At 48.9% G+C, this 26,982-nt stretch carries 21 protein-coding genes; 3 read left to right on the top strand and 18 right to left on the bottom strand.

The window, feature by feature from the left end:
• Positions 1–18 precede the first annotated feature (18 nt).
• From BN98_RS03035 to BN98_RS03080, 10 genes are all read right to left on the bottom strand, one after another.
• A complete protein-coding gene (locus BN98_RS03035; protein WP_019189798.1) occupies positions 19–804 on the bottom strand; it encodes an ABC transporter ATP-binding protein in 786 nt (261 codons plus the stop codon).
• Positions 794–1,828, bottom strand: coding sequence for a FecCD family ABC transporter permease (locus tag BN98_RS03040; protein WP_019189797.1), 1,035 nt, complete (start codon positions 1,826–1,828; stop codon positions 794–796). Before BN98_RS03040 ends, BN98_RS03035 begins: the two co-directional genes overlap by 11 nt.
• On the bottom strand, positions 1,806–5,132 hold the full coding sequence (isdE, locus tag BN98_RS08130; RefSeq protein WP_019189796.1) for a heme ABC transporter substrate-binding protein IsdE: 3,327 nt from the start codon (positions 5,130–5,132) through the stop codon (positions 1,806–1,808). Before isdE ends, BN98_RS03040 begins: the two co-directional genes overlap by 23 nt.
• 255 nt (positions 5,133–5,387) lie before the next feature.
• Positions 5,388–7,691, bottom strand: a complete 2,304-nt coding sequence (locus BN98_RS03050; protein ID WP_019189795.1) for a peptidase U32 family protein — start codon at positions 7,689–7,691, stop codon at positions 5,388–5,390.
• Positions 7,688–8,119 carry a cell division protein ZapA gene (locus tag BN98_RS03055; RefSeq protein ID WP_019189794.1) on the bottom strand — a complete coding sequence of 144 codons (432 nt, stop codon included), beginning with the start codon at positions 8,117–8,119 and terminating at the stop codon, positions 7,688–7,690. The genes BN98_RS03050 and BN98_RS03055 overlap by 4 nt, the downstream gene beginning before the upstream one ends.
• A gap of 13 nt (positions 8,120–8,132) precedes the next feature.
• On the bottom strand, positions 8,133–10,586 hold the full coding sequence (gene pheT, locus BN98_RS03060) for a phenylalanine--tRNA ligase subunit beta (RefSeq protein ID WP_019189793.1): 2,454 nt from the start codon (positions 10,584–10,586) through the stop codon (positions 8,133–8,135).
• A gap of 9 nt (positions 10,587–10,595) precedes the next feature.
• A complete protein-coding gene (locus BN98_RS03065) occupies positions 10,596–11,633 on the bottom strand; it encodes a phenylalanine--tRNA ligase subunit alpha (protein WP_019189792.1) in 1,038 nt (345 codons plus the stop codon).
• Positions 11,634–11,657: 24 nt separating this feature from the next.
• Entirely contained in the window at positions 11,658–12,500 is an 843-nt protein-coding gene (locus BN98_RS03070) for a TrmH family RNA methyltransferase (protein ID WP_019189791.1), read from the bottom strand.
• Complete coding sequence (locus BN98_RS03075; RefSeq protein WP_019189790.1) at positions 12,479–13,153, bottom strand: potassium channel family protein; 675 nt, start codon at positions 13,151–13,153, stop codon at positions 12,479–12,481. Before BN98_RS03075 ends, BN98_RS03070 begins: the two co-directional genes overlap by 22 nt.
• A 35-nt stretch (positions 13,154–13,188) precedes the next feature.
• Complete coding sequence (locus tag BN98_RS03080) at positions 13,189–14,553, bottom strand: TrkH family potassium uptake protein (RefSeq protein WP_019189789.1); 1,365 nt, start codon at positions 14,551–14,553, stop codon at positions 13,189–13,191.
• A 296-nt stretch (positions 14,554–14,849) separates the two neighbouring features.
• Here BN98_RS03080 and infC point away from each other — a divergent pair, with 296 nt between their 5' ends.
• From infC to rplT, 3 genes are read left to right on the top strand one after another with little or no spacing between them, the layout of a single operon-like run.
• Positions 14,850–15,362, top strand: a complete 513-nt coding sequence (infC, locus tag BN98_RS03085) for a translation initiation factor IF-3 (protein ID WP_040942662.1) — start codon at positions 14,850–14,852, stop codon at positions 15,360–15,362.
• Positions 15,363–15,371: 9 nt separating this feature from the next.
• Positions 15,372–15,569, top strand: a complete 198-nt coding sequence (rpmI, locus tag BN98_RS03090) for a 50S ribosomal protein L35 (RefSeq protein ID WP_019189787.1) — start codon at positions 15,372–15,374, stop codon at positions 15,567–15,569.
• A 14-nt stretch (positions 15,570–15,583) separates the two neighbouring features.
• On the top strand, positions 15,584–15,928 hold the full coding sequence (gene rplT, locus BN98_RS03095) for a 50S ribosomal protein L20 (RefSeq protein WP_019189786.1): 345 nt from the start codon (positions 15,584–15,586) through the stop codon (positions 15,926–15,928).
• Positions 15,929–17,101: 1,173 nt separating this feature from the next.
• On the opposite strand, the gene BN98_RS03105 is transcribed toward rplT, so the two are convergent.
• From BN98_RS03105 to hisS, 8 genes are all read right to left on the bottom strand, one after another.
• Positions 17,102–17,806 carry an ABC transporter ATP-binding protein gene (locus tag BN98_RS03105; RefSeq protein WP_019189784.1) on the bottom strand — a complete coding sequence of 235 codons (705 nt, stop codon included), beginning with the start codon at positions 17,804–17,806 and terminating at the stop codon, positions 17,102–17,104.
• 9 nt (positions 17,807–17,815) lie between these two features.
• Positions 17,816–20,332 carry an ABC-2 transporter permease gene (locus BN98_RS03110; protein WP_019189783.1) on the bottom strand — a complete coding sequence of 839 codons (2,517 nt, stop codon included), beginning with the start codon at positions 20,330–20,332 and terminating at the stop codon, positions 17,816–17,818.
• A gap of 264 nt (positions 20,333–20,596) precedes the next feature.
• Positions 20,597–21,415: a metal ABC transporter permease gene (locus tag BN98_RS03115; protein ID WP_019189782.1), complete on the bottom strand. Its 819-nt coding sequence runs from the start codon at positions 21,413–21,415 to the stop codon at positions 20,597–20,599.
• On the bottom strand, positions 21,409–22,086 hold the full coding sequence (locus BN98_RS03120) for a metal ABC transporter ATP-binding protein (RefSeq protein ID WP_019189781.1): 678 nt from the start codon (positions 22,084–22,086) through the stop codon (positions 21,409–21,411). The genes BN98_RS03115 and BN98_RS03120 overlap by 7 nt, the downstream gene beginning before the upstream one ends.
• The gene (locus tag BN98_RS03125; protein ID WP_019189780.1) at positions 22,086–23,159 is read right to left on the bottom strand and encodes a metal ABC transporter substrate-binding protein; all 1,074 of its coding nucleotides are present in this window, start codon (positions 23,157–23,159) and stop codon (positions 22,086–22,088) included. The genes BN98_RS03120 and BN98_RS03125 overlap by 1 nt, the downstream gene beginning before the upstream one ends.
• Before the next feature lie 180 nt (positions 23,160–23,339).
• Positions 23,340–23,618 carry a hypothetical protein gene (locus tag BN98_RS03130; protein WP_019189779.1) on the bottom strand — a complete coding sequence of 93 codons (279 nt, stop codon included), beginning with the start codon at positions 23,616–23,618 and terminating at the stop codon, positions 23,340–23,342.
• A gap of 82 nt (positions 23,619–23,700) precedes the next feature.
• Positions 23,701–25,608: a threonine--tRNA ligase gene (thrS, locus tag BN98_RS03135; RefSeq protein WP_019189778.1), complete on the bottom strand. Its 1,908-nt coding sequence runs from the start codon at positions 25,606–25,608 to the stop codon at positions 23,701–23,703.
• On the bottom strand, positions 25,605–26,954 hold the full coding sequence (hisS, locus tag BN98_RS03140) for a histidine--tRNA ligase (RefSeq protein WP_019189777.1): 1,350 nt from the start codon (positions 26,952–26,954) through the stop codon (positions 25,605–25,607). The genes thrS and hisS overlap by 4 nt, the downstream gene beginning before the upstream one ends.
• Between the last annotated feature and the right edge of the window lie 28 nt (positions 26,955–26,982).

Here is a 26,982-nt window from a genome sequence, read left to right on the forward strand (position 1 = left end):
CCATATGGACTCGCCCTGTCAGACCGTCTTTACCAGATCGACCTGACCTGTATGAACTATCTCAAGGTCTATGTCATAAACCTCACGTAAAATGCTAGGTTGTAAGAATTCTTGTACCGCATCGTTAAAGAGCAGTTCTCCCGCTTTCAAGGCTACGATGCGGTCACTGAAGGCCGTGGCCTGATTGATATCATGCAGCACCATGATGATGCTCATGTCCTGTTCGCGATTGAGCCAACGCACCAGTTTCAGAATTTCAATTTGAAAACGAATATCCAAAAAATTTGTCGGTTCATCTAAGAAGAGAATCTTCGTTTCCTGTGCCAAAGACATGGCTATCCAGACGCGTTGCAGTTGCCCGTACGAAAGTGTGCCAATCGGGCGTTTTCTCAGATCCTCTACACCTGTCCATTGCAGGACGCGATCGATAACTTCCCAGTCCTTCGCGGACAGACGAGAAGTAAAGAGTGATTTATGGGGAGTTCGTCCATAGGAAACCAATTCCTCAACCAGCAAATCCGAAGGTGCATGGTTTTGTTGATGCACCATGCCCACCTGTTTCGCAAATTCTCGCTTGTTGAAGGTGTCCAACGAACGATTTTCCAATACTATGGCTCCGTTGCTCGGGTGCAGATTTTTCGCTAAAAGATTCAGTAAGCTGCTCTTACCGCATCCGTTTTGTCCAACTATGGCGATCACCTCACCTTTCGGCAGTGCCAAAGAAAAATCCTTGAAAAGCAGAGGCGCTTCCGGATAGGCAAAATCCATATGCTGCACTTTAAAAAGAAGATCCTTATTTCCCATAGCCAATGCGATCCCCCTTTCGAAAGAGCAGAATGAAAACCGGGCCGCCAATTACCATCATGAAGATGGATGCCGGCACTTCGACCGGGGCAAACACTGTTCTTCCCAGCGTATCGAAAAACAAAAAGATAAATGCCCCCAGCAGAGAAGCAAAGGGCAGCAATCTGCGATGTGCATTTCCTACGAGCGTCCGCGCCAAATGAGGCACAATCAGAGCCAAGAAGGAAATAATCCCGACAATAGAAGAAGCGATCGAAGCCAAAAATACGGCGATTATGGATACAATAAAACGTATTCTGCCAACACGTACTCCCAAGCCGGATACGGTTTTTTCCTCTAACAACAAGAGATCACACAAGCGCGCGCAAAGAAATGCCGCAACAAGGCCAGCCGGAATATAGGTCAACAGAAAGCCAACGTCCTGCCAGCCCTTCATATTGATATTCACAAGGCTTAACCCAGGTGCTGCCCCCATCAATTGCCCCGTAAAGTACTTCAGACCTGATACCAAGCCTAAAAACATTGCATTGATCGCTATGCCCGTTAAGATGATGCGAAGCGGTTTCAAACCATCTCTAACCGATAAAACGTAGACGAGTCCGAAGCCTAACGCACCGCCTAAAAACGAAAACAGCGGCTTGGCAAAGAATAGCTGCGGTAACAGCATGCCGACCAGCAAATCCATAAATTGAGCGCCACCCGAAACGCCGATAATGCCCGGGTCCGCCAACGGATTCTTAAGGCATGCCTGTAAAAGACATCCGGAGCAAGCTAAGGCCGCACCTGCCAAGGCAGAGATCAAAATACGCGGAAAGCGAAGATCGATGATGGCATTTACGAGATCGTCCTTGCCATTGAAAAGACCGGTAAGGAACTGCACGACTCCCACTTTCAGGCTTCCAAAAATGGCTGAAAACACCAAAAGGGCAACAAACGCAACCGACAATACCAGCAGTTTGATAAAAAAAGCGCTGCGTCTACCATCGTGTCGAGAAGTCGCATCAATGGCTGCTGTCGTTTTCATGCGAAACGCCTTTCTCGTTATATTGAGTATAAATTTTCCGCAATTGTTCCAGCCCCTTTGGATACTCAAAGTTCGCGCTCATACCAAAGCTCCCCGCGTCCAAGTCATAGACGTTGCCGTTTTTTACCGCACGAAAATTCTTCCAGATGGTATTTTCCGCAAACTCTTTGCGAAACATTTCATTCACGACTTCTGGCATGGCGTGAACGGTTCGCAAGATAATATCCGGGTCCCGCGCCAACATTTCTTCCGTGCTTAAATTCATGAATTCGGATTTACCATCGCCTTCAAAAATATTTTCGGCGCCGGACATTGCTAACAGGCTTCCCACGTAGGAACGTGGGGTTGCCACAACATACGATCCGGGTAATCCCATCAAAAGCAAAACGCGAGGCTTTTTCATGCCCTTTGTGGCTTCCTGGTACTTGGCTAAAAAATCATGGTATTCTTTCAGCAATTTCTGCACATTTTCGCTTTTTCCAAAGCGCTTACCGATTGTTTCCACGGAGCGATAGAGTCCTTCCACGCTGCGAAGATCCACAAAGGAGATGGGCAGATGGTGCTTTTCAAAGCCTTCCTTCAACCAGTCCTGCAATGTATCCGGGCAATAGACTACCGTGGGTTTTAGCGAATAGATGACTTCCATGTTCGGATTCATGGGCATGCCAATCTGCACAGTATTATCGTAGCGCGGCGGCATGCGATGCAATTTCGTTGACGGACGGCCGACTAAGTGAACGTCCAGGCGATTCATCATTTCGCATAAAGCAACCGAGGTGCAAACTACGCGTTCCTGCCCTTCGGGTTCTGATTTTTTATCTTTATTGACGGCATTCAGGTCGGTTTCGTCCTTTAAATACTCTTCCGGTACTTTAATGCCTTTTCCGATTTCCGGAAGCTGACGTTCCGAATAAACCGGACCTTTGCCGGCGCAGGCGCTAAGAGAAGTCGCCAGCAATAGAAGCAGAAAAGCGCTCAGGATCTGTTTTTTAGTTTTGTTTTTTTTTACGATCCAAACTGCCGCAATAATGGCAACTACGGCCACGCCCCCGCCAATCAAAAGCATCTTTTCTTGTTGCTTTTTCTTTAAATAATAGGTGTCATCTTGGACGAAGTAGTCATTGAAGTCCTTATTGCCTTTCTGGAGTTCTCCCGTCGAAATAACAAAATACTTCACAGCGCGCCCCATGGGATTAACAAACATTTCAATGGAGCAGTTGAATTTCTCAGCCGGTACCTCAAAGCGGAAATCGCTATAATTGATCCCATCGACCCCTTGCATTTGACTTTTGGTGATTTGATATGGCGTTTTTTGGTATGTACCGTCCTTTTGTTGAACTTTGAAAAACGGGCCGTCCTTTTCGCTAAAGTTGATGAAGTTCATGAGATATAAGCGAATCGTCGCAAACATCTTGCCATCTAAGCGTTTTTCGATAAGAGCGTCGGCATATTTTTCTTCTCCCGGCGCCGGTTTATGAAACACGCTGTTAATACCGCCAGCAGGATCGGACGGTGTAACAACGCCATCCACCATTCCTTCGCCGATGGCCGCGTTTTGAGTGCCGCCATCCTCCGTCTTCCCCGTTTCAGGGTTGAGATAGGAGCCGAAAATTCGCGTAATATACGCTCCATTTTCAGGTGCTGCCGCAGCAGCATGACCGGTTACAGGTAGAAAGAGCAGTTGTGTGCTTAGTCCGACGATAAGTAACAGTGCAAGCGCAGCTACACTCTTTTTGCCTTCTTTTTTCTGTCGCATAATCAGTGCGATTACAACAAGTAAGAATACAATGGACGCTCCAAGAAATGCCCATGCCGGAATAGCAGCAGATTGCGGTGTAGCAACAGCGTAATAGCCGTCGGTTGCCGTAACAATTTCCATTTTTCCTTCTACATTCTTTGCTTGCAGAGGATTTGGCGTGCCGTCTTCCGCAAAATTTATAATTTGGCATTTTTCCGCTTTCGCATTCTTCGGCAGCGGGAACTGCATGCGAATCTGGCGCACTGGCTTCAACGGACTACCCTTCTCGTCTACTAAATCGATTTTGTACAGTTTTAAGCTGAGGCCCTGCTTTTTGCCAAAATCCGCCGCCTTTTGGAATACCGCACCGTCTTTTACTTCCTCTACTTTTAATACGACGCCGCTTGCCAACACACGCTCATCAGCCAAGAGACGGATGCCGGATGCTTTGTCCGTTTGATCCACCGACGGAGTGTAGACATCGCCATAAGAGGTTTCTGTGCTGCCTTCAAGAACGAATGTGTCGCTCACTTTCTTCAGCGTATCCCAATAGAAGCGAAACCGTGCATCCACCGGTTTATTTCCCATGGCGGCAACATTCGGATCAACCATGCAGTGCATGAATTCTTCACCCTTATAGAGAGGAAAGCTAAATTTGCTGGCCTTCCCACCCTCCAGTTTTTTCTCCACCGCCTCTGCAAAGGCTAACTTGCCCTGTTCATCCGGATATTGAAAGGTAATCAGAGAGGCAACAATCCCGCTGACACCCATGGGATGTACAGTGAATTGGCATTCGACTTTTCCGTTTTTGACTTTTAATAACGCCAGATGATTCATGGAGCCGTTCCCCATGGAGGGGCGATCCTCATGCATATGCCATAAATCGATCTTTACGGTGTAATTGCCATCTTTTAACTTGGAAAGATCATAGTTTTTGCCAATCGTTGTATGTTTTTCTTCCTGAGGCGCTTTCGCATCTGGTGCTGCTTGGGCGATCTTTGCTCCTGCCGGCACAGCCGGAGCCTTGGAATAATCAAAGACCAAACGGGCGTTTTGCTCTCCCTTGCCGTCACCACCGGCGATACTGTCCATAGCATCCACACGCACACGCACATAAAATTCTTTTTCTCGCAGCAATGAGCGATGAATTACAATCTTCGAGGGGAAAACCATCTGCTTCCCATCCAACCCTACGTCTTTTTCCTCTGTTATCACCTTGGTGTCCTTGCAAGTAGCGTTGCGTTCGGGAGCCGGTTCTCCATCCCAAGCATATAGCTTCAATAAATGGCCATGCATGTTCATAAAGTCTAAAGCCGTAAATTGCAGTTCAATATCTGCTCCATCTTTGGTTTCCGTAATAACAGCAGTTTGACGCATCGCCGGATTCCCCATGGATGGTTGACTCTTTTCATAGGCGTGCATCAATTTAACGGGTACTTCGAAAGTATTCTTTTCCTCCGCAGCAAAAGTTTTTTCCGTTCCTATAGAGACAATAAATAACGCTAAAGCCATCACCATTGCTACGGTTTTCCAAAAAATACGTGGCTTATGTTTTTCCAAAACCATATTCTCCTCCCTGCAAGAACACATCTTTTATGAATGTGTCCAAAAGTTATGTAATATTCTGACAGTTAGTTATGGCTAACTATAAAATAGGTTAGCTATAACTAACTGTCAGAGAGGTGCCCCTCGAAAGGCGAAAGGGTGTCATCTTTTCTGTTAGTGTTTGCTAACACATTGTGCCACGTCTAGGTAAAGACGTGCTAATAAATGGTAGCCCAAGAAAAAACGTTTGTCAAGATAAGGAGGAATCGACTTTCCTTACCACTGCTCGAGAAACTCGTTGCTTCCTTCCCCTTCATCCACCACGCGTAGCCAAGCCGGTTGCAGACGCTCGTAGAGAGGCTGTACCTCTCGTAAATTCAAATACCGCGGCGAAAGAAGCTCCGTGTAGCCGTAATGCCGCACCATAGAGCGTTTCCCGAAGGCATCGACAAGACACACGTTTTTTTGATAGGCGCAGTGCGCACATTCGCTATCATCATGGCAACCCTTGAGTAAGGAACACGGACAGTGCTTTAACAGCATCCCCGGTGCCGGTCCTTCGGCTAACATTTCAAGCGCCGGCCCATTCAGCGGGAAGATAACGCCTTCTTCTGATGTACACTCCAAAGAAAGCGCGACACGAGAGATGGGCCACTTTTCCGCCCAACGCCACACTTCGTAAAAGGCATCGGAGTTGCACAGATTAAAGCCCGGGCCCAGTGCCAGCGGTACCGATTTTGAAAAGCGTGACATGCCATGAAGCGCATGCCCCAACTCGTTTACTGTGCGTGCATAAATGCCATCAAAGGGAAAGCCGAGCGCTTCCGCTTCCTTCCAGCGTTGATACGCCGCCTCCGTTTCCTGCAATTGCGGAAAATCCCATTCGACAAAAACGCCCGCTTCTCGCCAACGCTTTGCAAGACGCAAGTCTTTTAACAAGACACGGGAAATGCGGGAAAGGTGCGCCGTAAAAGCCTCCGGTCCCCGTGCTGTTTCCAATAACATACGTGGTTTTTCAGCAGACGGTTTTGTGGCAGAAGATGAAAGCTTTGGAAACGTAGCATTAAAAAAATCGTCGGAAAAAGGCGTATCCGCGTCTTCCTTCTCGGCTGTCAGTGCTTTACCCGTGAGAGAATGCCAGAGGGCCTCCAGTGCATCGCGGCGAGCGGCATTAAGCAAACTGACCGGCACAAAACAACCATCCTCTAAGTGAATTGTCAAACTATCCAGAGAAAAGTGCGTATCTCCCACCTTGCGAAATGAACGCTCCACCGTTTCCTGATCCAGACTCCGATTACGAGCCTGTTCGACGGCGGCTCCCTCCCACTGCATGACGCAATCGCCGCTTTTTGCCTGTACGCATAAGGGCTTACCGGGCATTAGGAATACAGTCATAGAAAGCGGAGCGGTTTTTGGATGTGCTTCGTCGGCAGCCAGCGCCGCTGTAAGATCGTTTCGCACCGATTCCGTATAGACGCGGTACACCGTTGATCCGATCGGCATATCATTTTGTGAGAAAAGAAGGCTTTCGCCTGCGTTCATGGTTTGTTGCACGGTATAAGGAAAAGCACCGCGTTTGCCCTGCAGACGCAGCATATCGCCGGAATAAAGCGCACGTGTCGGATGCAAAGCAAGTTTGCCGTTCTTCATCCGACAAATGTTACCTACGGCTTCCCCGGTAGGCTGATGTTGATCGAAAGTATAGTCCACGCCAAAATCATGAAAGATAAAGCCCTTAGTGAAAGGACGATTGGTCATGAGACGCAGGGCATCGGCATGCGTTTCTTCGCCGCAAAGCGCAGCACGATAGGCGCGTACCGCCGCAAATACATATTCCGGCTTTTTCATGCGTCCTTCAATTTTTAACGCATTAACGCCCATGGTGGCAAAGGTGGTTGCCTCGTCCAAGGTCATCAAATCCCGCGGACTGAGATACGTATTTTCCTTGCCGAGAACGGTGCCATCGGGACGCTCTAAGGTATAGCTCTTACGACAGGGTTGGGCGCAGCAGCCACGATTGCCGCTGCGGCCGCCGGAAAAGGCGCTGAGAAGGCATTGTCCGGAAACCGAGACACAAAGAGAACCATGCGCAAAGATTTCGACCTCAAGGCCTGTCTCATCGATGATACGCTGCGCCTCTTCATGAGATGTTTCCCGTCCCAACACAACGCGAGTAAAGCCGATAGCTTTTAAGACTTCTGCACCGGCTAGAGATGTAACGGATAATTGTGTTGAGGCATGGCGTTCCAAATGCGGCAGTTCTTTACGCAAACGAGCCGTCAGTCCCAAATCTTGAAGAATAACCGCATCCAGGCCGACAGCAGCCAAAGGACGCACCATAGCCAGTGCGTCCTCCATTTCCTCTTCCTTCAAAAGGGTATTGACGGTTAAAAATACTTTAACGCCGCGCCAATGGGCTTCTCCGATCAATGCAATGAGCTCATCTTGCTCGAAATTCTTAGAATAGGCGCGTGCGCCGAATTGCTTGGCGCCCACGTAAATAGCATCACATCCCGCTGCAAAGGCAGCTTGTGCCATTTCCCTATTCCCGGCAGGGGCCAAAATTTCCGGCATTTTCATCGATGCGTCCTCTGGAATTCCTGAAATTGTTTTGCCAGCTCCAGGCGCTTGTTTTCCGATTCCTCTAAATTCTTGCGTACCGCGTCCGCTTCCCCTTTTTGTGCTCTGCATTCCTTTTGCGCCTGCTCCAGCTTCTGTTGCAGATCGCGTATTTCCTTCTTCAACTCCGCTTCATGACTCTCGCGCGCTGAAATCTGTTTTTTTGCTTCGTCGGATTGTGTTTTCTCCTGAAAATACGCATCGGCTACATTGATACAGGCCAATGTCACCTGCATTGTCTTGTTATAGCGCGTCTGCGTAGAGGCCGCATCGTCAATCTGCTTTTTGACAAAATCCACCACAGCGCGCATCTCTTCGTCCGGACGCGAACTGTGCAGTACATAATCATTGCCAAAAATTTTCACTTCCAATCGATTCCGTTCTGCCATGTCGACCCCTTCCTTATTGTGCACGCAGTGTGGCGCCAGCATCGGCCAGAGCTTCGCGAATGTCCTTCATCTTCGCATTGATCTCTTCTGCTGTGAGCGTACCTTCTTCGGATGCCAATTCGACGCGCAATGTAACCGATTTATGACCTTCCGGAATCTGCTTGCCGCGATATTCATCCACAAACGTGATGGAAACCGCGCGATCCCCAATGGTTTTTTCCATATCCTTCCAAGTGCTCTCCTCTTTGACGAGCAAGGAAAGGTCTTGGTACACATGCGGATACTGCGGCAGATGTTCAAAATGATTGGTGCGCGAATCGAAAGCTTTCAGTTCCTCCAGATTCAGGACAAAGAGGCAGGCGTCTTGGAACTTCAGATCAGCGCGAGCCTTCGTTTTAATGGACAGCAGTCCCATGACACCAATGGCTTTGTCACCAACTTTGATGGTAAGCCATGCATTTTTATCTGCCCACGCCGGTTTTTCTGCCTGTGCGAAAGAGAAGCTCGGCGTCTGAATGGCTTGACCAACCCCCTCCAAAACACCTTTCACGGTGTAGAAAAGTTCTTCCGGATCCGTTCCTACCACAGCGCCAGCCAACTCGCGATGCATGGCCGGTAACACCTCATCCGACGAAGAGGGGCTCATCGCGCCATGGGCATACACCTGTCCAACTTCAAAAATACGGAAGGCATCGTAGAAACGAACATTTTTCACGATCGCTTCAATGATATTTGGAACATGCGTGGTGCGCAGGCCGGTCTGATCCGGCGCCGGTGCCTGTTCCAAGAGAACGGGCTCGTCCGGCTTCACCCCGGCGAGCAACGCATACTCTTCTTTCACCCACGGATAAGAAGTCAACTCCTGAAAACCGCAAGCAAAAGCCAGATATTCACGTAAGCGGCGATCCAAGCCGATTTGCGGCTGATGCAATGCCCCCGTTAAAGTAATCGTCGGAGAAATGCGCTCGAAATTCTCGTAACCGATCATGCGGGCCACTTCTTCCAAGATATCGTCCGGCAACGAAATATCGCCGGTGGAACGCCATGTTGGGGCCGTCACCTCAAGCAGATGTTCGCCATTCTCCGCATTCGTGCCTTTTGCTTCCAAGACAAAGCCCAACGGCTCCAGCGTTTCGTGCAGTTCTTGTATCGTCAGAGAGCGTCCTAAACGGCGAATCAGCCATTCAAGAGACAGGGTAATCTTTGCTTTCTCGGTTTCCTTTTTTGCTACATTGGCATAGGCCACCAGCGCAGCATCCGGGAAAATTTGCTTCATCAGTTTTTGCCACAGACCATAGGTGGGATCAATACGCTCTGAATCGATGCCCTTCTCATTGCGAGAAGACGCCTCCGTGCGAATTGCAAACTTCTGCGCTGTTTTACGAATGGTTGCCGGATTAAAGTTCGCAATCTCAAGCACGGTTTCTTGCGTTTCATGCCCGATGGAGTCAAGCTTTCCCCCCATTGCTCCGGCAAGGCCGAGTGCCTTTTTATAATCGGCAATCACCAGATCCTCCGACGATAAAGAGAGTTCCTTACCATCCAACAGTTCCAAGGCTTCTCCATTGCCGGCACGACGCGCCACCAAGCCGCCTTCAATATGGTTGGCATCATAGGCATGGGTCGGTTGACCGTAGACAATCATTACGAAGTTGGTCATATCAACCAGTGCCGTAATCGGACGAATATCGCATTTCATTAAGAGGGCGCGCATCCAAAGCGGTGCACGGCGTGTGTCCACCCCAGTATAGTGCGCGGCCATCATGCGACTGCACAGTTCCGGTGCTTCTATCTGCACAGGATAAGTCGGTACATCCGCCATCGCCGGTACATCCATTGGTTTTAAGGTCGTGTGATAAATTGCTGCCAATTCACGGGCAATGCCGTAATGGCCCCAAAGATCAGGACGATTCGTGATGGATTTGTTTTCAATCTCCAAGACTTCATCATTAAGACCCAAGACCTCCGCCAGCGGCATGCCCGGTTTCAGGGTCACTTCCTCTTCGATCCCTTCTTCTGTCAAGTCTAAAATATGGTGCGGCTCGTCGGTCGGGAACAACGTGTCAAGGCCGATTTCCGATGCTGCCGCAATCATGCCATAGGAATCCACGCCGCGAAGCGCGGCAGCCTCAATTAAGACAGGCTCGCCTTCGCCATGCCAAACGGCATGGGCACCGGGCAACGTGACTGCCACATAATGGCCTTCATATAAATTGCTGCCGCCGCAGACAATCTGCTGTTTCCCTTCAGGGCCGACATCCACCTGAACAATGCGCAACCGATCGGCATCCGGATGCGGAGCGACAGAGAGGATTTTACCGGCAACAATGTGCTCATATTGCTCGGCGAGATTGGTCGTTCCTTCCACTTCGACGGTACGCATGGTTAAATCATAGGCCAGCTGCTCCATCGTCAGATCGTCCGGCAGCGCCACATATTGCTTCAATAAGTTATAGGAAAGTTTCATGGTTCCTCCTTAGTGGAATTGTTTCAGGAAGCGCAGATCATTGCTATGGAACAGGCGTACATCATCCACTTCATAGCGCATCATCACCAAACGGTCCAAGCCGATATTGATATAAAAACCTGACCACACCGAAGGATCTAAGCCGGCAGCACGCAACACATTGGGATGCGGTGAACCGCCCGGCATGACTTCAATCCAGCCGGCATTATGACAGGTGCGGCAGCCTTTGCCATGGCAAACTTGGCATTCCATATCAATTTCAAAGCCCGGTTCCACAAAGGGAAAGAAGCCGGCGCGCATACGCGTACGAATCGGATGGCCAAAGACCTTCTCCAAAATTGTATCGATGAGCAATTTGCCGGAGGCAAAGGAAAAGTCTTTCTCAACCATCAACGCTTCATATTGCGTAAAGGCGCGTTCATGACGAGCATCCGTCGTCTCGTTACGATAGACGCTGCCCGGATAGATAAAGCGTGCCGGTGCACCGTGTTTCAGCAAATAGCGCACCGATGCCCCCGTCAGATGCGGGCGCAGAGCCAAGCGCTTCGCGCCATGTTCGTGCTCCGTACCCGCCAACCAGTACGTATCCATGGATTCGCGTGCCGGGTGATTCGGCGGGAAATTCAAATTATCAAAGGCATATTTTTCGCTGGAGATATCATCTTCACTAAAGATCTCAAAGCCCATGGACTGAAAAGCATCGTTTAAGTCGTACATCATCTGCGTAATCGGGTGTAAGGCACCACGCCCCACGGGCAGTCCCGGACGCGTTAAATCCAATGGATGCGACAAAACGCTGGCTTCTTCCATCAAATTTTCCTTGCGATCCCGAATCGCTTCGTGAATCTCTTGCTTCACCTGATTCGCGCGCTGTCCCACGGCTTTGCGTTCTTCCGGATCCAAAGAGCGAATGTTCTTCAATACATCCGTTAACGGACTTTTTTTACCTAAATAGCTAACGCGCTCCTGTTCCAATGCTTCCTGTGAGGGGGCATTCTTGATGCGTTCGAGTGCCTCTGAACGGAGTATCTCCAGCTGCTCTAACATAATTTCCTCTCTTCCTCTATCTTCTTATTGCGGATTACTATGCCGTTTTTCTGATGGTTGAAGGGCCGCCCACGCCATCAAGATGGACCCGGAAACGGCCGCATTGAGCGATTCGCCGCCGCCCTGCATGGGAATGGTGACAAAGGCGTCCATGGCATCCGCTACTTCCGGCGATAATCCTCGGCCTTCGTTACCGATGACCAGCACAAAATCGTTCGGAAAGGCAAATGCATCGATGGCTTGTCCTTCAAGATCAGCGCCGATCCAAGGGATCGTGCCCCGTTTTTTCCAACCGTTAACGCTTCCCTCGTCTGCATGATACAGATGCAGACGTAACGCTGCACCCATGGAAGCGCGTAAGACCTTTTCGCTTGCAAAATCTGCTGACGCCAGCGATACGATATGCGTAAAGCCGAAGGCTTCAGCGCTTCTTAACAGAGTACCGACATTCCCCGGATCCTGCAAGTGATCCAGTAAAAGCCAGCGTCCGCTTTTCATGGACGGCATAGCATCCGGCTGATCCATGCATAACACAGCCAAAATGCCATCGGGTTGCTCCATTACGGATAATTTCCGAAATAGCGATGACGCCAAGACCACCTGTGGCGGCAGGTTGGCATTGCCATTGACAGTAAAAATGCGGCAATAAGCCAGCATCGATTCGAGTGCGTTTTCTTTACCCTCTTCCACGATCAAAACGTCCACGGTTTTTCCGACATCCAGGGCTTCCGCCACCAGTTTACGGCTTTCCAGCAAGACACGTCCCTCTTTTTTTCGACCATGTGCTGTTTTTAATTTCAGCCATTGCTTATAGCTCGCATTTTTGTCACTATCAATGCGTTTTATTACTCTCGTAGTTTCACCCATTTGTCCAACCCTTCAAACGCTTCATTCGGTCCCAAGGCATAGACGATATCTTCGGCATGAAATTGCTCATCCGGCCCCGGATTGATCACAAGACCTTCATCACGCATGATGGCAACAATACTGATATCCAGACTCTTACGGATATCCAAGTCACCAACGCTCTGGTCGATCCATGTGTTCGGTACCGGAAATTCTTCCATGGAAAAATCTTCGGACATGCGCAAATGTTCGTAGATCGAACTGTCTGTCAAGGTATGCGCTAGGCGTATACCTTGCTCGCGTTCCGGTAAAATCACTTTCATAGCTCCCATACGATGCAAAATGCGCCCATGACGGGTATCCTTGGCTTTCGCAATAATCTCGGGAATTTCCTTCTCGCGGCAAATTGTCGTTGCCATGACAGATGCTTCAAAATTACCACTCATCGCTATAATCGCCACATCAACGTTACTCAAACCGATACCGTCAAGCGCCCCTTCCTGTGTCACATCAGCTTGCACGGCCACGGTCACACCTTCTGCTAATTCATTGACTAGCTCGGGATTGGCATCCACTGCCAATACCTCTTTTCCTAACTTTGCAAGCTCCAGTGCAAGACTACGCCCGAAACGGCCACAGCCGATCACGGCATAAGATCTATTTTTCTTGTCCATACTTTTCTCCTTATATAGCAATGCTACAAATGCGGCTAGCCTATGATAATGCGCTCTTCCGCCAAGCGATTGTTTTGCAATCGCGCCTTTGGCACCAGCGCATGAAGCAGTGTCAAAGGACCAAGTTTTCCAAATAACATCGTTGCACTGATCAAGAGTTTCCCCACCGTGCTCAGTACGCCGGTGACATTGCGCGTCAACCCCACCGTACCAAAGGCGGAAATCGTCTCAAACAGCAAATCTCCTAAAGCGATATGCGAATCCGAAAACGTCAGCAGGAACAGAACCAAAAGGTTCCAAAAAATGGACAGAGCAAACAGAACAAGCGCACTGTACACAACATTTTTTGCAATAGTGCGATGGAAGATAGATGTGTCACGCGAGGACCTCAGCGACGCTACCATGCCCAGCAATAACGCGACCATGGTGGTTGTCTTCAAACCGCCGGCGGTACCGGTCGGTGAGCCGCCGATGAACATTAAAAAGATGGATGTGATACTTGCTGCCTGTGACATTTTTTCCTGGGCAAAACTATAAAAGCCGGCCGTACGCGTTGTCACCGATTGGAAAAAGGCATTCAGCACTTTTACCGGTTCCGACATGGCCCCGAGCGTTTCCGGATTGGATGCCTCCGCTATTAAGATGAGTACCGTCCCAGCAACAAGCAGAAACGCCGTCATACTCAAGACGATTCTAGAATGCAGGTGCAGCCGACTACCCTTATGCGCATGCCAAAGATCCAGATACACCGTATAACCGATGCCAGAGACAATGACTAACATTGCCACCGTCATCATTACCAATGGATCACTTTGATAGGGCACCAAACTTGCTGCACCCAAAATATCAAAGCCGGCATTGCAAAAAGCGGAGATGGCGTGAAATACCGAAAACCAGATTCCTCTGCCCCATCCGTAGACCGGTACAAATCGAAACCCTAGTAGCAACGCTCCTACGCCTTCAATCAAAAATGTAGCAATAATGATGAATTTAATCAGGCGTACCATGCCCGTTAATTCATTCTGATTCTTCTCTTCCATGAAGCGTTTTCGGTCGGATATAGAAAAATGCTGATTCGTCAGCAATCCGAATATCGCCATAAACGTCATAATGCCCAAACCGCCGATTTGAATGAGAAGGATGAGCACCACCTGTCCGAATATACTCCAGTATTCGGCGGTCACCACCGGCGAAAGTCCCGTCACACAAACGGCCGAGGTAGCCGTAAAGAGCGCATTCACCGGCGCCGGAATGACGCCTTTCGCCGTCGATATTGGCAACAGTAACAACAGCGTACCTACCAAAATGACGCCCACATACCCGATGAGAAAATACAAAGGGGTGTTCCCCTTCAACTGATCGAGCCAATTCTTTTTATGAAATCGTGCGCTAAACGGCATACGCTCCCCCTTTCTTCGGAAAGCAGCTAGTCTCCGTTTCTACAACGGATTGCGACATCTTTTATTATACCGCACTCTTTCCTTTATGTGGAAAGACCATTATAGCGCAAGCCGAGAAAAAGAAGAAAAATATTTGACGTCACCCCAATGATTCGTTATACTTCTAAGAGATCAAGAAGAGCCCCCACTCTCACCGACCGCCACAGGCGTTTCGGTTATTTCTGAAAAGGAATGCGCAGTTTGCGTTTTGGAGTGGGCTTTGCCCGCTTTTTTTTGTGTTCAACAGGAGGTGCACTATTAAGGAACTGGCTATCAACGAACAAATCCGCGCGAAAGAGGTGCGACTGATCGATGCTTTGGGCGAACAGCTTGGCATCATGTCCATCCAAGACGCCAATGCGCAAGCAGAGGAACAGCATCTGGATTTGGCTCTCATTTCGCCCAATGCTAACCCGCCCGTCTGTCGTCTGATGGACTACGGAAAGTATCGCTACGAAACGCTGAAGAAACAAAAAGAACAGCGCAAGAACCAAAAGAACAGTGAGACCAGAGAAATTCGTCTCAGTCCGCGCATTGACGACCACGATCTGGAAACAAAATCCAAAAAGATTTTGGAGATTCTGGAAAGCGGCGATAAGGTCAAGGTCAGTGTCCGCTTCCGCGGCCGTGAATTGGGTCATACCGAACAGGGGCGCGAAGTCCTGGAACGGATCTTTTCTTTCGTGCAAGAAGTTGGACAGATGGATCAAAAGCCAAAAATGGAAGGCCGCAGCATGGTAATGCTGGTGGAACCGAAAACTGAAAACTAAGGAGTCATCATGAAAGCAAAAATGAAAACCCATCGCGGTTCGGCTAAGCGTTTCAAACGCACCGGATCCGGTCAGCTGAAACGCTTCTTCTCCGGAAAAAGCCATATGACCGGCAAGTATACCGGCAAGCGCATTCGTCATTTGCGTCAGTCGACCGTCGTCAGCAAAAGTGATATGAAGCGCATCGACAAGATGCTGCCGCGGTAAAGGAGGACTGAGTAATGGCACGTGTAAAAGGTGGCGTAAACGCCAAGAAAACACATAAGGAAATTTTGCGCAAAGCAAAGGGCTATTTCGGCGCCAAGTCGAAGCTTTACCGCGTGGCTAAGCAGGCGGTTATCAAATCCCTGCAGTACGCCTATGTCGGACGTAAACAGCGCAAACGTCAATTCCGTCAATTGTGGATTGCTCGTATTAACGCAGCTTGCCGCGAAAACGGAACGAACTACTCCCGCTTCATGAACGGCCTGAAGAAGCAGAACATTACGATCAACCGTAAGATGCTCTCGGAAATGGCCATTCATAATCCGGAAGACTTCAAGGCTTTAATTAACCAGGTAAAATAAGGACTTTCCTAAATAAAAGAAGAGCGTCGCTGCCATGGTGTGAACTTTGGTGGCGATGCTTTTTTATGTGATGCAAAGAGAAACGTGGCCTCTGGCGACGTTCTGAGCCGCGCCGCATGGCGGCGCTCTTCCCTAGCGACCGTCGACCGGTGGACGAGTCCGCTTGGCCCCGCATGAGCGGCGCTATCCTTGCCTGCCGTCGGCCGGTGGCCGACTCCTTCTGATTTAACCCCGCTAAAGGCGTGATCGAAGAACGAGTTCAAGTGCGCTACGCGACCGTGCCTTTTGCTAAAAATCCCCAAAGGCACGGTCAAAAAGCGCGTTATCGTATCGGGCGCGACCGTGCCTTTTGCTAAAAATCGGCAAAGGCACGGTCAAAAAGTGCATTCAAGTGAGCTTGGCGACCGTGCCTTTTACAAAAAATCAGCAAAGGCACGGTCAAAAAGTGCGTTATTGTGTCGGGCGCGACCGTGCCTTTTGCAAAAAATCGGCAAAGGCACGGTCGAAAAGTGCGTTCCGGTGTCGGGCATGACCGTGCCTTTTGCTAAAAATCGCTAAAGGCACGGTCAAAAAGTGCATTCAAGTGCGCTAAGCGACCGTGCCTTTTGCAAAAAAACGACAAAGGCACGGTCGAAATGTGCGTTATCGTGTCGGGCGCGACCGTGCCTTTTACAAAAAATGGGCAAAGGCACGGTCAAAAAGTGCTTTCTCGTGTCGGGCGTGACCGTGCCTTTTGCTAAAAATCCCCAAAGGCACGGTCAAAAGGCGCATTCAAGTGAGCTTGGCGACCGTGCCTTTTGCAAAAAAACGACAAGGGCACGGTCAAAAAGTGCATTCAAGTGAGCTAAGCGACCGTGCCTTTTACAAAATATCGGCAAAGGCACGGTCGAATAGTGCATTCAAGTGAGCTTGGCGACCGTGCCTTTTGCTAAAAATCCCCAAAGGCACGGTCGAAAAGTGCGTTCCGGTGTCGGGCGTGACCGTGCCTTTTGTAGAAAATAGCGAAAAGTCGAAATGACCTCGTCGACGCTTAAACCTCGTTAACGCCTAAGCCTCGTCGACGCCTAAAATGTGCCGTTCCCCGGCCGGTGAATGGAACAGAAGAAGGGGCAGCCCCAAAAGTTTACCTCTTGGGGCTGCCCCTTCCACTTTTGCGTCGTCACCTTTTCCTTCTCACGGCGCAATTTTCTCCAGTTCTTCCGGGAAAATACTCAAATACTTTTCTTCCGCCGTCAGTTTTTCATCAAAGGTGCTTTCGACAATTTGCCCATCCTTCAGAAAAAGGATATTGCCCGTCATTTGATCAATCTCACTTAAGGTGTGAGAAGAAATAAGAACAACGGAGCCCTCCGCCGCTAAGGATTTAAGCAAACGGCGAACCAAAATGACCGATGTCGGATCCAGACCATTTAACGGCTCGTCCAAAATCAAAAGCTTCGGCTTGTTGAGTAGTGCCATTGCGATAAGGAGATGCTGCTTCATGCCCAAGGAATATGTGCCGACTTTTTTCTTCACATAGGTTTGGATATTCATTTTGGCAATAACTTCATCCACTCTGGATTTCGGCAGTTTCTGGGCGATGCGAATAAAATCCAAATGGTCCAGACCCGTCAGGTATTCGTAAAGCACCCGGTTATCCTTTAAAAAAGAGGCTTCTAAGAATATAGAGGGATCGGTGTTTTTCTTCCCCAACACTTCAATCGTGCCGGCGGTGGGCTTTAACAGATTAGAAATGATATTGAAGAGGGTGGACTTCCCTGCCCCGTTCGGCCCGACAAGAGCCACAATACCGGGCTTATCCAAAAGAAGGTTGACGCCCTTTAATACTTCATGACGTCCATAATTTTTCGTCACGTTTTCGATTTTTAAAATGGACATAATTCCCTCCTATTTCACTTTCAAACGATTCACGAAGCTGCATGACAAGAGTATCCAAAGAAGCGACCAGCCGAAAAGAACGGCCAGGGCGATCGGATAGGAAAACAGATTCGTATGCGCAATAATGGCGATGGATTGGTCCGCAACGACATTGGATTTCAAGTAGATAAAGGGATTCAGGCTTTTGAGCGGACCGAAAGCTTCTGTGAACAATAGGCCAATCACCGTAAGTAAGCCAAAGGCGCCCAGAAGCTTTGCTTTATTGTCAATAACAAGCGATAACGCCATCTGCAAAGAAACGATAAACGTAATACTGCCGATCATCGCTATAAACCAGCGTACGTAGTAATGCCACATAGGAATGGTTTTCGTTGCCATCTCTTGATAAACCGTCACGGGAAAGTTATAGTCGCCAATGCCGCCGGACACAAGGCCGATGAGCGTGACAAATATAAAGCCAATCAGTAAAATGGCAACGCCAAGTCCCCATTGTGCAAAAAGTTTCATCAACGTATACCGTCTGCGCGAGAGTCCGTTGGTGAAAAGAAAAGCGCATTGCGATCCGTGTTCCCGGTCATTGGCGTAACCGATGCCTGCAATCAGGAGCACAAGAGCGTCGATCCAAAGCGTCAGTTGATGACTGCGAATCAATCGAAACGGTAAGTAACTTGCACTATGCGAGGCATAGCCGGCATTTTCGGAATTCTTTTCGATAAAGGAGGGATCCTTATGTGTCTCTAAGGCAGAAACATGCGGTGCAAAGGAAAACATCGGCGGACAATTCTGATCCGATGCTTTTTGCAGCAATTGTTGTTTCATCGCCGTCGTAAAATCACTGGGAAAATCATTGGCTAAGCCGGGCACATATTCGATGTTGCCCTCAATCTGTTGCGTCCGTGCCGCAAGAGCGTAGAATTCTTTACCGTCTTTATTTTTGTAGGCAGTGATCATGGACTGATAAAAGCCCAGCCGGTCTCTGGCGTTTTCAAGTTCGACCACGTAATTATCCCGGTCCCGCTTCACCTCTTCTTTGTCCTCTTCGGACCATTTGGACGAATCCATGGCTGCAATGTGGGCATCAAAGTCATCTAACGCTTGTTGCTGCTCCTTTATTCTGTCTTGATAGTCTGCCAATCGACTATTGTGTTCCCCCAAATTTTCGAGTTCGGTGTAATGATCGATTCTTGACAAAATGAAAAAATTGGAGACGATCAAAATCACAAAAGCCAACACATAAATGAGGGCCCCTTGCGACAACAGACTTTTCTTTTGTTCAAAAGCAGGCAGTGAAGAAATACGCCACGTATGCCGCGAAAAACGCGAGGCGCTAACCTGCTCCTTAGGAAAGCAGCTCAAAAGGAAGAAAACCAGAGCCATCAAAACGTACAGACCGTATTTGTACCACGGAAAAGCGAGGACTTGTTTTAGTGTGGTAACGCCTGCTGCATCCGTCTGGAGGGCAAAATACCCTAAGAGCACATTAAAGGACTGTACCCCGTAAATCGGGTTAGCAATGTGTCTAAACCATGTTGTGTTTTTGGTGAACACATAAAGAATGGCAAAAGAAGCTAAGCTCACAGCCAATGCCTGTTCGCCGGATAGGCGTGTACTTAAGAACAAAGCAAACAGAGCAACCATGAAAGCGGTGACAAAAAAGACGCCCATGACTTGGAGAAGCAGAAGCCATCCGCGAATGACGGTGTATGCCTTTTCACCGGTGATAAAGCGATACATATCTTGAAAGCCGGTAAAGGGCATACCGCGGAGGGTACTGATTGCAACAAAAAACAGAAATGCCGCTATCGTGTATAGTAAAACGCCGAACGCAATCACAACCGCCTTAGCGCTTAGAATATGGCGTCGCGAATACGCTTGGGTATGCAAAAGCGATAAGGTTCCCTGCTCTCGTTCTCTGGAGTAAAAGGTGGAGAATAATACAAGGAAAAACAAGAGTTGCCAAACTCCAAAGATATTTTCCTGCTGAAACAAAAACGCTTGTACCAAATTGTCCCCGCCCGGATGCGTGGGGTAATAGGGATCTTGAAGACCCTCGGAAACGATTTTTTGATTTTTATAGTTTTCCCATCGCCCGATCTCCGCCAGTCTTTCGCTCTCCTCGGTCTTCAACTTGGGGTTCTTTGTCGTCATAGCATCATATAGCTTCAAATCCCCCGTGAATTCGTCCAAGGTATATTGAACCAGGCGATGATACTGTTCGAGATATGTCGGATCCGATAATGGCATATCTTTTAATGCCATTTCTAACATTACCGATTCCTGAGACGTCGGATTCAACTGAATTGCTTTTTCATACGCCGTTTTCTGTTCTTCGGTCACTTCGCTAGAATTCATTGCCAAAAACATGGGATAAGGAGCAAATTCATCTTCCACCACGCGAAATTGAAATTTCGAAACATTGTCTTGTTTTTGCATCAGGATGCCGAAAGCGGCGGATAGGAGCGCAAAAAAGAGTATTATGAAAACGTTTTTCTTCTTGATGAACTTTTTACACTCAAAAAACACCATAACGGGCCTCCTCCATCGTTACCGTGCGATACGCAAAAGGTTGAATTGCTTTTCCATCATACATTGAGTGTTTAGCTATTCAGCGGTCAGCAATAGGGTGAACAACAAAAAAAGCTTTTTGACACGACGTGCTTTCATTGTTACCTCCTTTTAAAGGATTAAAAGCAATTCGACTTAAAGCTAATATACCCCGTTTACACTTCTAATGCTATAAAATAGCGAAAAATCGATTTCAGAAAAGAATTTCACTTAATTTAGAAAACGTTACGGACGTGAGACGCTACGATTTCGAATACGTTGCATCTGTTGTACCAAAAGAGACAGAAGAAAAATGCCGATCCCAATAAGGACAATGGCCCCACCCGGTTTTAAGCCCATATAAAAGGATACCGTAAGTCCGGAAAGGACGGAAAGCGCACCACAAAGCATCGCAAAAAGTACCGCACGGCGATAGCTTTTCGCAAAAAGCATGGCTGTTGCCACCGGAAGAATCATCAGAGAGGACACCATGAGCGCCCCGATCGTACGCGCTGCCATCGCTATGGTGATAGCCAATAGGACGGTAAAAAGCGTATCCAACAAGCGCATCGGAAGGCCCGTCAGCCGCGCCCCGTTCGGATCAACGCTGATGTAGAGTAAAGGATAGTAAAGCGTAAAAAACAGCACCAGCACCGCGACACCGATCGCCAGGCTTAAGAACATTTCCTCCGGACGAATCGTTACGATGGAGCCGAAAAGATAGGTTTCAAACTTCATGGCAGTCGGTACGACATCGGATAAGATCGAAGCCAGCCCGACGCCGACGGACATCACCATGGCTGTTGCTAAGTCACCGCTTTTGGGAAAGCGACGACGCACGAGTTCAATGGAAAATGCGCCGAGTATTGTCATGATTACCGATCCGACCAGCGGAGAAAAACCAAAAAGGAGTCCGAAACCGATACCGGCAAGCGACGAATGGGACAACGCATCGCCAATGGTGGAGGTGCGACGATTCACGACAACGACGCCCATTAACGGAATAATAAGACCCAAAAGAATGCCTACTAAAAAGGCGCGTTGCATGAAAGCATATTTCAGCATACCTTCACCTCCCTAACGCGATGCTCTTGCACACAGAAAAGGCGATTCCAGTGCCCTTCGCCGATATCTCGTTCATGGGTAACCACCAGAATCGTAATGCCGTGCACCTGATTCATATGATCGAGCGTTTTGACAAACTGTGCCTTGCTCTCTTCATCAATGCCCACGGTCGGTTCATCAAAAAGCAAAACATCCGGTGCATCTACAAGCGCTTTTGCAATAAGAACGCGCTGCTTCTGTCCCCCGGAAAGGGCATGAAAGTTGCGATCGGCCAATGCCTCGACCCCCAGATGTGCCAAAGAATCATCCACTTTTTGTTTTTCACTGCGATTCAAAAAAAAGCGAGGCACAATGGAGCGCGTGAGCCCGAGCGATACTACCTCGCGGCAGCTGATCGGAAACGCCATGCCGGTCGTTGGATTCATCTGCGGCACATAGCCGATGCGGCGCATCGCTGGGCCACGCACCCCCTCTTGCCCGTAGAAAAAAAGTCTACCGGCCAGAGGTTTGCATTCTCCCGTGAGAAGACGAAGGAGGGTTGTTTTCCCTCCCCCGTTCTCGCCGACGATGCCGACAAAGTCCGCCGGACGCACACAAAACGTGGCATCCTCCAGTACAACATCCGCATCGTATTGAAATTGCACATGCTCCAGCCGATAGACTTCCTGCATTATTTTCCTCCGAACGATGCCACAATGGCATCCAGGTTTTTCATCATAAAGGTGAAGTAATTCTCACCCTTTTCACGATCTTCTTTGGATTCTGCTTCCAAGGTGTAGAGGGGGGCCGTCTTTGCTCCAATTTCTTTTGCAATCGCGTCCGCTTCTTTATCATCGCCATAGGCTTCGTAGAAGATGGTCTTAATTCCCTCTTTTTTGGCCAGATCTACAATTTGCGCCAACTTTTTCGCATCCGGCTGTCCTTCTGCGAGCATTCCTTCCAAACCAACCTGTTTTAACTGATATTCATCAAAGAGATACCCAAAAGCCTCGTGCGGTACAATTACCGATCTGCCCGCAAAGGGTTTTAGCTTCTCCTCATAGGCCTTATTCAGTCTATCAAATTCTGCCTGTACTTTTTTATAGTTGGCATCATACGTTTCTTTGCCGGCCGGATCTGCCGCTACCATCGCCTTATATACGTTTTCAGCCTGCTTAGCTGCTGCTTTCGGGCTCAGCCAATAATGCGGATCGTAGATACCGTGATGATGGTGATGTTCATGTTCTTCGTGTTCGTCATGGGAGGCGTCGGCATCTTCATGCTCATGCTCATGCTCGTCTTCATGTTCTTCCACCTTGACAAGCTTCACCCCTTCTGACATATCCAACACTTTGACTTTATCCGTCAAGGAGGCTTTCACATCATCCAACCAGTTCTCCAATCCAGCACCGCTCACCAGAAACAGCTCGGAATCATTGATCTGCGTTAACAGCTGTGGCGATGGTTCCCAATGATGTTCATCGGCTTCGCCTTCAATGAGATCCGTCACTGCCACGCGGTCGCCGCCGATGGCTTTGGCAAAGTCATAGATCGGATCCGTTGCTGCCATAATGTGTAAAGAAGCTTCTTTTGTATTTTCTTTTGTCTCTGTCGATGAAGTCGCAACCGATTCTTCTTGTGAAGTCATTTGCGAAGTAGCGGGTTTCCCTTTTTGACCACATCCGGCAAAAAGAAGGGCCATGCCCAGTGAAAGAGCTAAAATACGTCCTGCGGGGACAAGCCCCTTGTTTCTTTTTTGTTGCATAGTTTCTCCTCTGTTAATGTTACGATCGCATCAAACGACCGTTTCTTGCGACCAAATGATTTCGAAAACAATAGTCGCCATGATTTTTCCCGTGCACAGGTTAAGGTTCATTAACAGTATACAAAACGGTGCAATACCCATAAGGGGTAGGGGTCGGGTATTTTAGAGAAGACGCTCGTCTTATTGGCAAGTCGGTGCATCATCGGGACCGGTGGATAATCCCACTTCTTCCGGGTCCAGGGTTACCGTCCCATCCTCTCGAACAAAGCAAGGAATGCCGACCAGTCCCTTAAGGCGCACATCGATAAAGGCATCCTTATGATCGCGCAGCTGCAAAAATTCTTTTAACACCCGCACGTCCTCCCCGATATCTTTACGTAAAAATTTGTCATTGTGTTCCAGTTGAGCGGATAAAGACGCACAATCGCCACAACTTTTCATAACATAGACCGTAATCATTGCTTCTCCTTTAAACGAAAGAAGGCGACCCGACGGGCCGCCTTCCCTAATATCAAACTGTGCCATGCAAGCGGCGCCATCTTTATGCGCGCGTTGCAATCTGCTCCGTAATCCAGTTCTTGAAGTCTTCCCAAGCGTAACTCTTGGCTTCTTTTTCGCCATGGATGCGGACGCTGACGGTATGCTCGGACATTTCGTTGTCGCCAACCACGATTTGCAGGAAGGATTTTTTAATCTGGGCATCACGAATCTTTTTGCCCAGTGTTTCTTCGCGCAGATCCACGTCGACATGAACACCGAGATCTTCGAGTTCCCTTGCCATCTGTTGCGCATATTCACCATGAGCCGCATTGTTCACCGGTATGAGTTCGACCTGTACCGGGGCCAACCACAGGGGGAAGTTGCCCGCAAACTGTTCGATAAGAATACCGATGAAGCGCTCAATGGATCCGTAAATCACGCGGTGAATCAGAACCGGCTGGTGCTTTTCGCCATCCTTACCGATGTATTCCGCACCGAATCGCTGCGGCAGCTGGAAGTCCAGCTGAATGGTCGCGCATTGCCAGGTACGACCCAGCACGTCTTCAATCTTAAAGTCAATCTTCGGGCCATAGAAGGCGCCGTCGCCTTCGTTGATTTCATAGGGCTTGCCCAAGGAATCCAAGGCATTCTTAAGACCGGCGGTAGCTACTTCCCAATCCTCATCCGAGCCCATGGAATCCTCCGGGCGCGTCGAGATTTCCATCGAATACGTAAAGCCCAATTTCGAATAGACACGGTCGATCAATGCCACAATTTTACGAATCTCGTCCTCGATCATTTCCGGCGTTAAGAAAATATGCGCATCGTCTTGCGTAAAGTTGCGCACACGGAAAAGGCCGTGAAGAGCACCTGAAAGCTCATGGCGATGGACATTGCCAAGTTCCGCCAAACGCAGCGGCAGATCACGATAGGAATGCGGCTTCGAATTGTACACGAGCATAGCGCCCGGGCAGTTCATCGGTTTAATCGCATAATCTTCCCCATCGATCTTCGTGGTATACATGTTTTCACGATAGTGATCCCAGTGACCCGAGGTTTCCCACAGCTGGCGATTCAAAATCGTCGGTGTAGAGATTTCCAGATACCCTGCCTCTTTGTGCAATTCACGCCAGTAATCCAGCAAGGCATTCTTCAGGCGCATGCCGTTAGGCAGGAAGAACGGGAAACCGGGTCCTTCTTCCATGAGGGCAAAGAGCTCCATGTCCTTACCGATCTTACGGTGATCACGTTTTTTAGCCTCTTCAATGCGTGCCAGATAGTCATCCAGCATGGATTGCTTTGGAAAACTGGTACCGTAAATGCGGGTGAGCATCTTATTATGCTCATCGCCACGCCAATACGCGCCGGCAAGGCTGGTCAGCTTAATCGCCTTAATGCCGTGGAAATTCATCAGATGCGGGCCGGCACAGAGGTCTACCCAATCGCCCTGCTGATAAAAGCTAATGACCGCATCCTCGGGCAGATCTTCGATCAGCTCCACTTTGTACGGTTCCTGTTTTTCCTTGAAGAAAGCAATAGCGTCTTCACGCGATTTCGTAAAGCGCGTGATGTCCGGATTTTCCTTCACGATTTTTTTCATTTCCGCTTCGATTTTCGGCAGATCTTCATCGGTAAGCACTGTATCGCCAAAATCGATATCGTAGTAGAATCCTTCTTTAATAGCGGGTCCGATGGCTAAACGTGCCTCGGGGTAAAGGCGCTGCACGGCTTGTGCCATCAAATGCGAAGTGGAATGACGGAAGGCCAGACGGCCATATTCGTCATCAAAGGTGCAAATGGCTATTTTATCGCCGTTGTGCAAAACGGTGCGCAGATCCGCACCCTCTCCGTTAATCTCTGCTGCCAGCGCATTGCGGGCCAAGCCCTGGCTGATGGCCTTGGCGGCATCTAATGCGTTTGCACCCTCCTGTAATTCCAGGGCGCTGCCGTCCTTCGTGTAAACTTTCATTCGTTCCCCCTTCCACTTGCGTCGCGCATGATATCAATTGCTTCCGCAAGCGTCATTGTCGTTTGTTCTCCACTTTCCATATTCTTCAAACTGATCTTCTTCTCCTTGCGTTCGGATTCGCCGAGAATGATCGTAAAACGTACGCCTTCGGCATCGGCATAGGAGAATTTCTTTTTCATTCTACCCGTTTCGGTATAAAGTTGAACGGTAATGCCTTCTTTTCGTAGCGCATGCACACATTCGAGCGCAAAATCCAGTTCCTCCGCGCTCATGGGAATGATGAGTGCTGTGATATAATCGCCTTTTTTCGGACGAATCAAATCGGCTTGCCGCAATTGATAGAACAGGCGTGTGAGACCGATCGAAATACCGACACCGGGCATTTTCTGTTTTGTAAAGTTGGACGCCAGATCATCATAGCGACCGCCGGAAGCGACGGAACCGATGGATTCGTAGCCTTCGATAAAGGTTTCATAGACCACACCGGTGTAATAATCCAAGCCGCGTGTAATGGAAAGATCCAACACGATGGATTCTTTCGGCATGCCAAAGCCCTGCATGGCTTTTATGATAGTCTGCAGATCGGCCCATCCTTGCTTAAATTCTTCGGCGCCGGGAGCATCATCCGGTAAAGACGCCGCATAGGCTTCCAATCGTTCTTCGGCCGGACGATCATCGGTAAGACCGATGAAGCGGAAAATTTCTTCCTGCTGTTTCGGATTGACGCCGTTCATTTCCAACAGATCCGCCACTGCATCAGCGCCAATCTTGGCCAATTTATCGATGGCATGCAAGACTTCCAGTGCATCGCGAATCCCTAACGAGGTAAAGAAGCCGTTCAACATGCCGCGATGGTTAATATGAATGTGTACGCCGGGAATTTCCAACGCCTGAAATACGTCGTAAATGACCGCAGGGCACTCGGCATCATTAATCACCGAGAGGTTATCCAGCCCGATGACATCCACATCAGCTTGATAAAACTCGCGATAGCGACCTTTTTGGTTCCGCTCGCCACGATAGACTTTTCCAATATGATAACGACGGAACGGGAACGAAAGCTCAGAAGTGTGCTGCGCCACATAGCGCGCCAGAGGCACCGTCAGATCAAAGCGTAGCGATTGATCGGCAGAATTTTCTCCCTTCTCGATGTGATAAATCTGTTTTGTCGTCTCTCCGCCGCCTTTGGCAAAAAGAATTTCGTTTTTTTCGATAGCGGGTGTATCCAGAGGCCAGAAACCGTAACGTTGATAGGTCTTTTCGATGGCCTGCTTGACGTGTTCAAACAGAACCTGCTCTTCCGGCAGTAGTTCCATAAATCCCGGCAGAATACTCGGTTGAATCATCCTTCCTACCTCCTTTAGTTATACTATT

Source organism: Levyella massiliensis, from assembly GCF_000308275.2.
GTDB lineage: Bacteria > Bacillota > Clostridia > Tissierellales > Peptoniphilaceae > Murdochiella > Murdochiella massiliensis_A.

Excerpts from the sequence above, each read along its gene's own strand:
- BN98_RS03035 (WP_019189798.1), bottom strand. The coding sequence starts at position 804 with ATGGGAAATAAGGATCTTCTTTTTAAAGTGCAGCATATGGATTTTGCC.
- BN98_RS03040 (WP_019189797.1), bottom strand. The coding sequence starts at position 1,828 with ATGAAAACGACAGCAGCCATTGATGCGACTTCTCGACACGATGGTAGA.
- isdE (WP_019189796.1), bottom strand. The coding sequence starts at position 5,132 with ATGGTTTTGGAAAAACATAAGCCACGTATTTTTTGGAAAACCGTAGCA.
- BN98_RS03050 (WP_019189795.1), bottom strand. The coding sequence starts at position 7,691 with ATGAAAATGCCGGAAATTTTGGCCCCTGCCGGGAATAGGGAAATGGCA.
- BN98_RS03055 (WP_019189794.1), bottom strand. The coding sequence starts at position 8,119 with ATGGCAGAACGGAATCGATTGGAAGTGAAAATTTTTGGCAATGATTAT.
- pheT (WP_019189793.1), bottom strand. The coding sequence starts at position 10,586 with ATGAAACTTTCCTATAACTTATTGAAGCAATATGTGGCGCTGCCGGAC.
- BN98_RS03065 (WP_019189792.1), bottom strand. The coding sequence starts at position 11,633 with ATGTTAGAGCAGCTGGAGATACTCCGTTCAGAGGCACTCGAACGCATC.
- BN98_RS03070 (WP_019189791.1), bottom strand. The coding sequence starts at position 12,500 with ATGGGTGAAACTACGAGAGTAATAAAACGCATTGATAGTGACAAAAAT.
- BN98_RS03075 (WP_019189790.1), bottom strand. The coding sequence starts at position 13,153 with ATGGACAAGAAAAATAGATCTTATGCCGTGATCGGCTGTGGCCGTTTC.
- BN98_RS03080 (WP_019189789.1), bottom strand. The coding sequence starts at position 14,553 with ATGCCGTTTAGCGCACGATTTCATAAAAAGAATTGGCTCGATCAGTTG.
- rpmI (WP_019189787.1), top strand. The coding sequence starts at position 15,372 with ATGAAAGCAAAAATGAAAACCCATCGCGGTTCGGCTAAGCGTTTCAAA.
- rplT (WP_019189786.1), top strand. The coding sequence starts at position 15,584 with ATGGCACGTGTAAAAGGTGGCGTAAACGCCAAGAAAACACATAAGGAA.
- BN98_RS03105 (WP_019189784.1), bottom strand. The coding sequence starts at position 17,806 with ATGTCCATTTTAAAAATCGAAAACGTGACGAAAAATTATGGACGTCAT.
- BN98_RS03110 (WP_019189783.1), bottom strand. The coding sequence starts at position 20,332 with ATGGTGTTTTTTGAGTGTAAAAAGTTCATCAAGAAGAAAAACGTTTTC.
- BN98_RS03115 (WP_019189782.1), bottom strand. The coding sequence starts at position 21,415 with ATGCTGAAATATGCTTTCATGCAACGCGCCTTTTTAGTAGGCATTCTT.
- BN98_RS03120 (WP_019189781.1), bottom strand. The coding sequence starts at position 22,086 with ATGCAGGAAGTCTATCGGCTGGAGCATGTGCAATTTCAATACGATGCG.
- BN98_RS03125 (WP_019189780.1), bottom strand. The coding sequence starts at position 23,159 with ATGCAACAAAAAAGAAACAAGGGGCTTGTCCCCGCAGGACGTATTTTA.
- BN98_RS03130 (WP_019189779.1), bottom strand. The coding sequence starts at position 23,618 with ATGATTACGGTCTATGTTATGAAAAGTTGTGGCGATTGTGCGTCTTTA.
- thrS (WP_019189778.1), bottom strand. The coding sequence starts at position 25,608 with ATGAAAGTTTACACGAAGGACGGCAGCGCCCTGGAATTACAGGAGGGT.
- hisS (WP_019189777.1), bottom strand. The coding sequence starts at position 26,954 with ATGATTCAACCGAGTATTCTGCCGGGATTTATGGAACTACTGCCGGAA.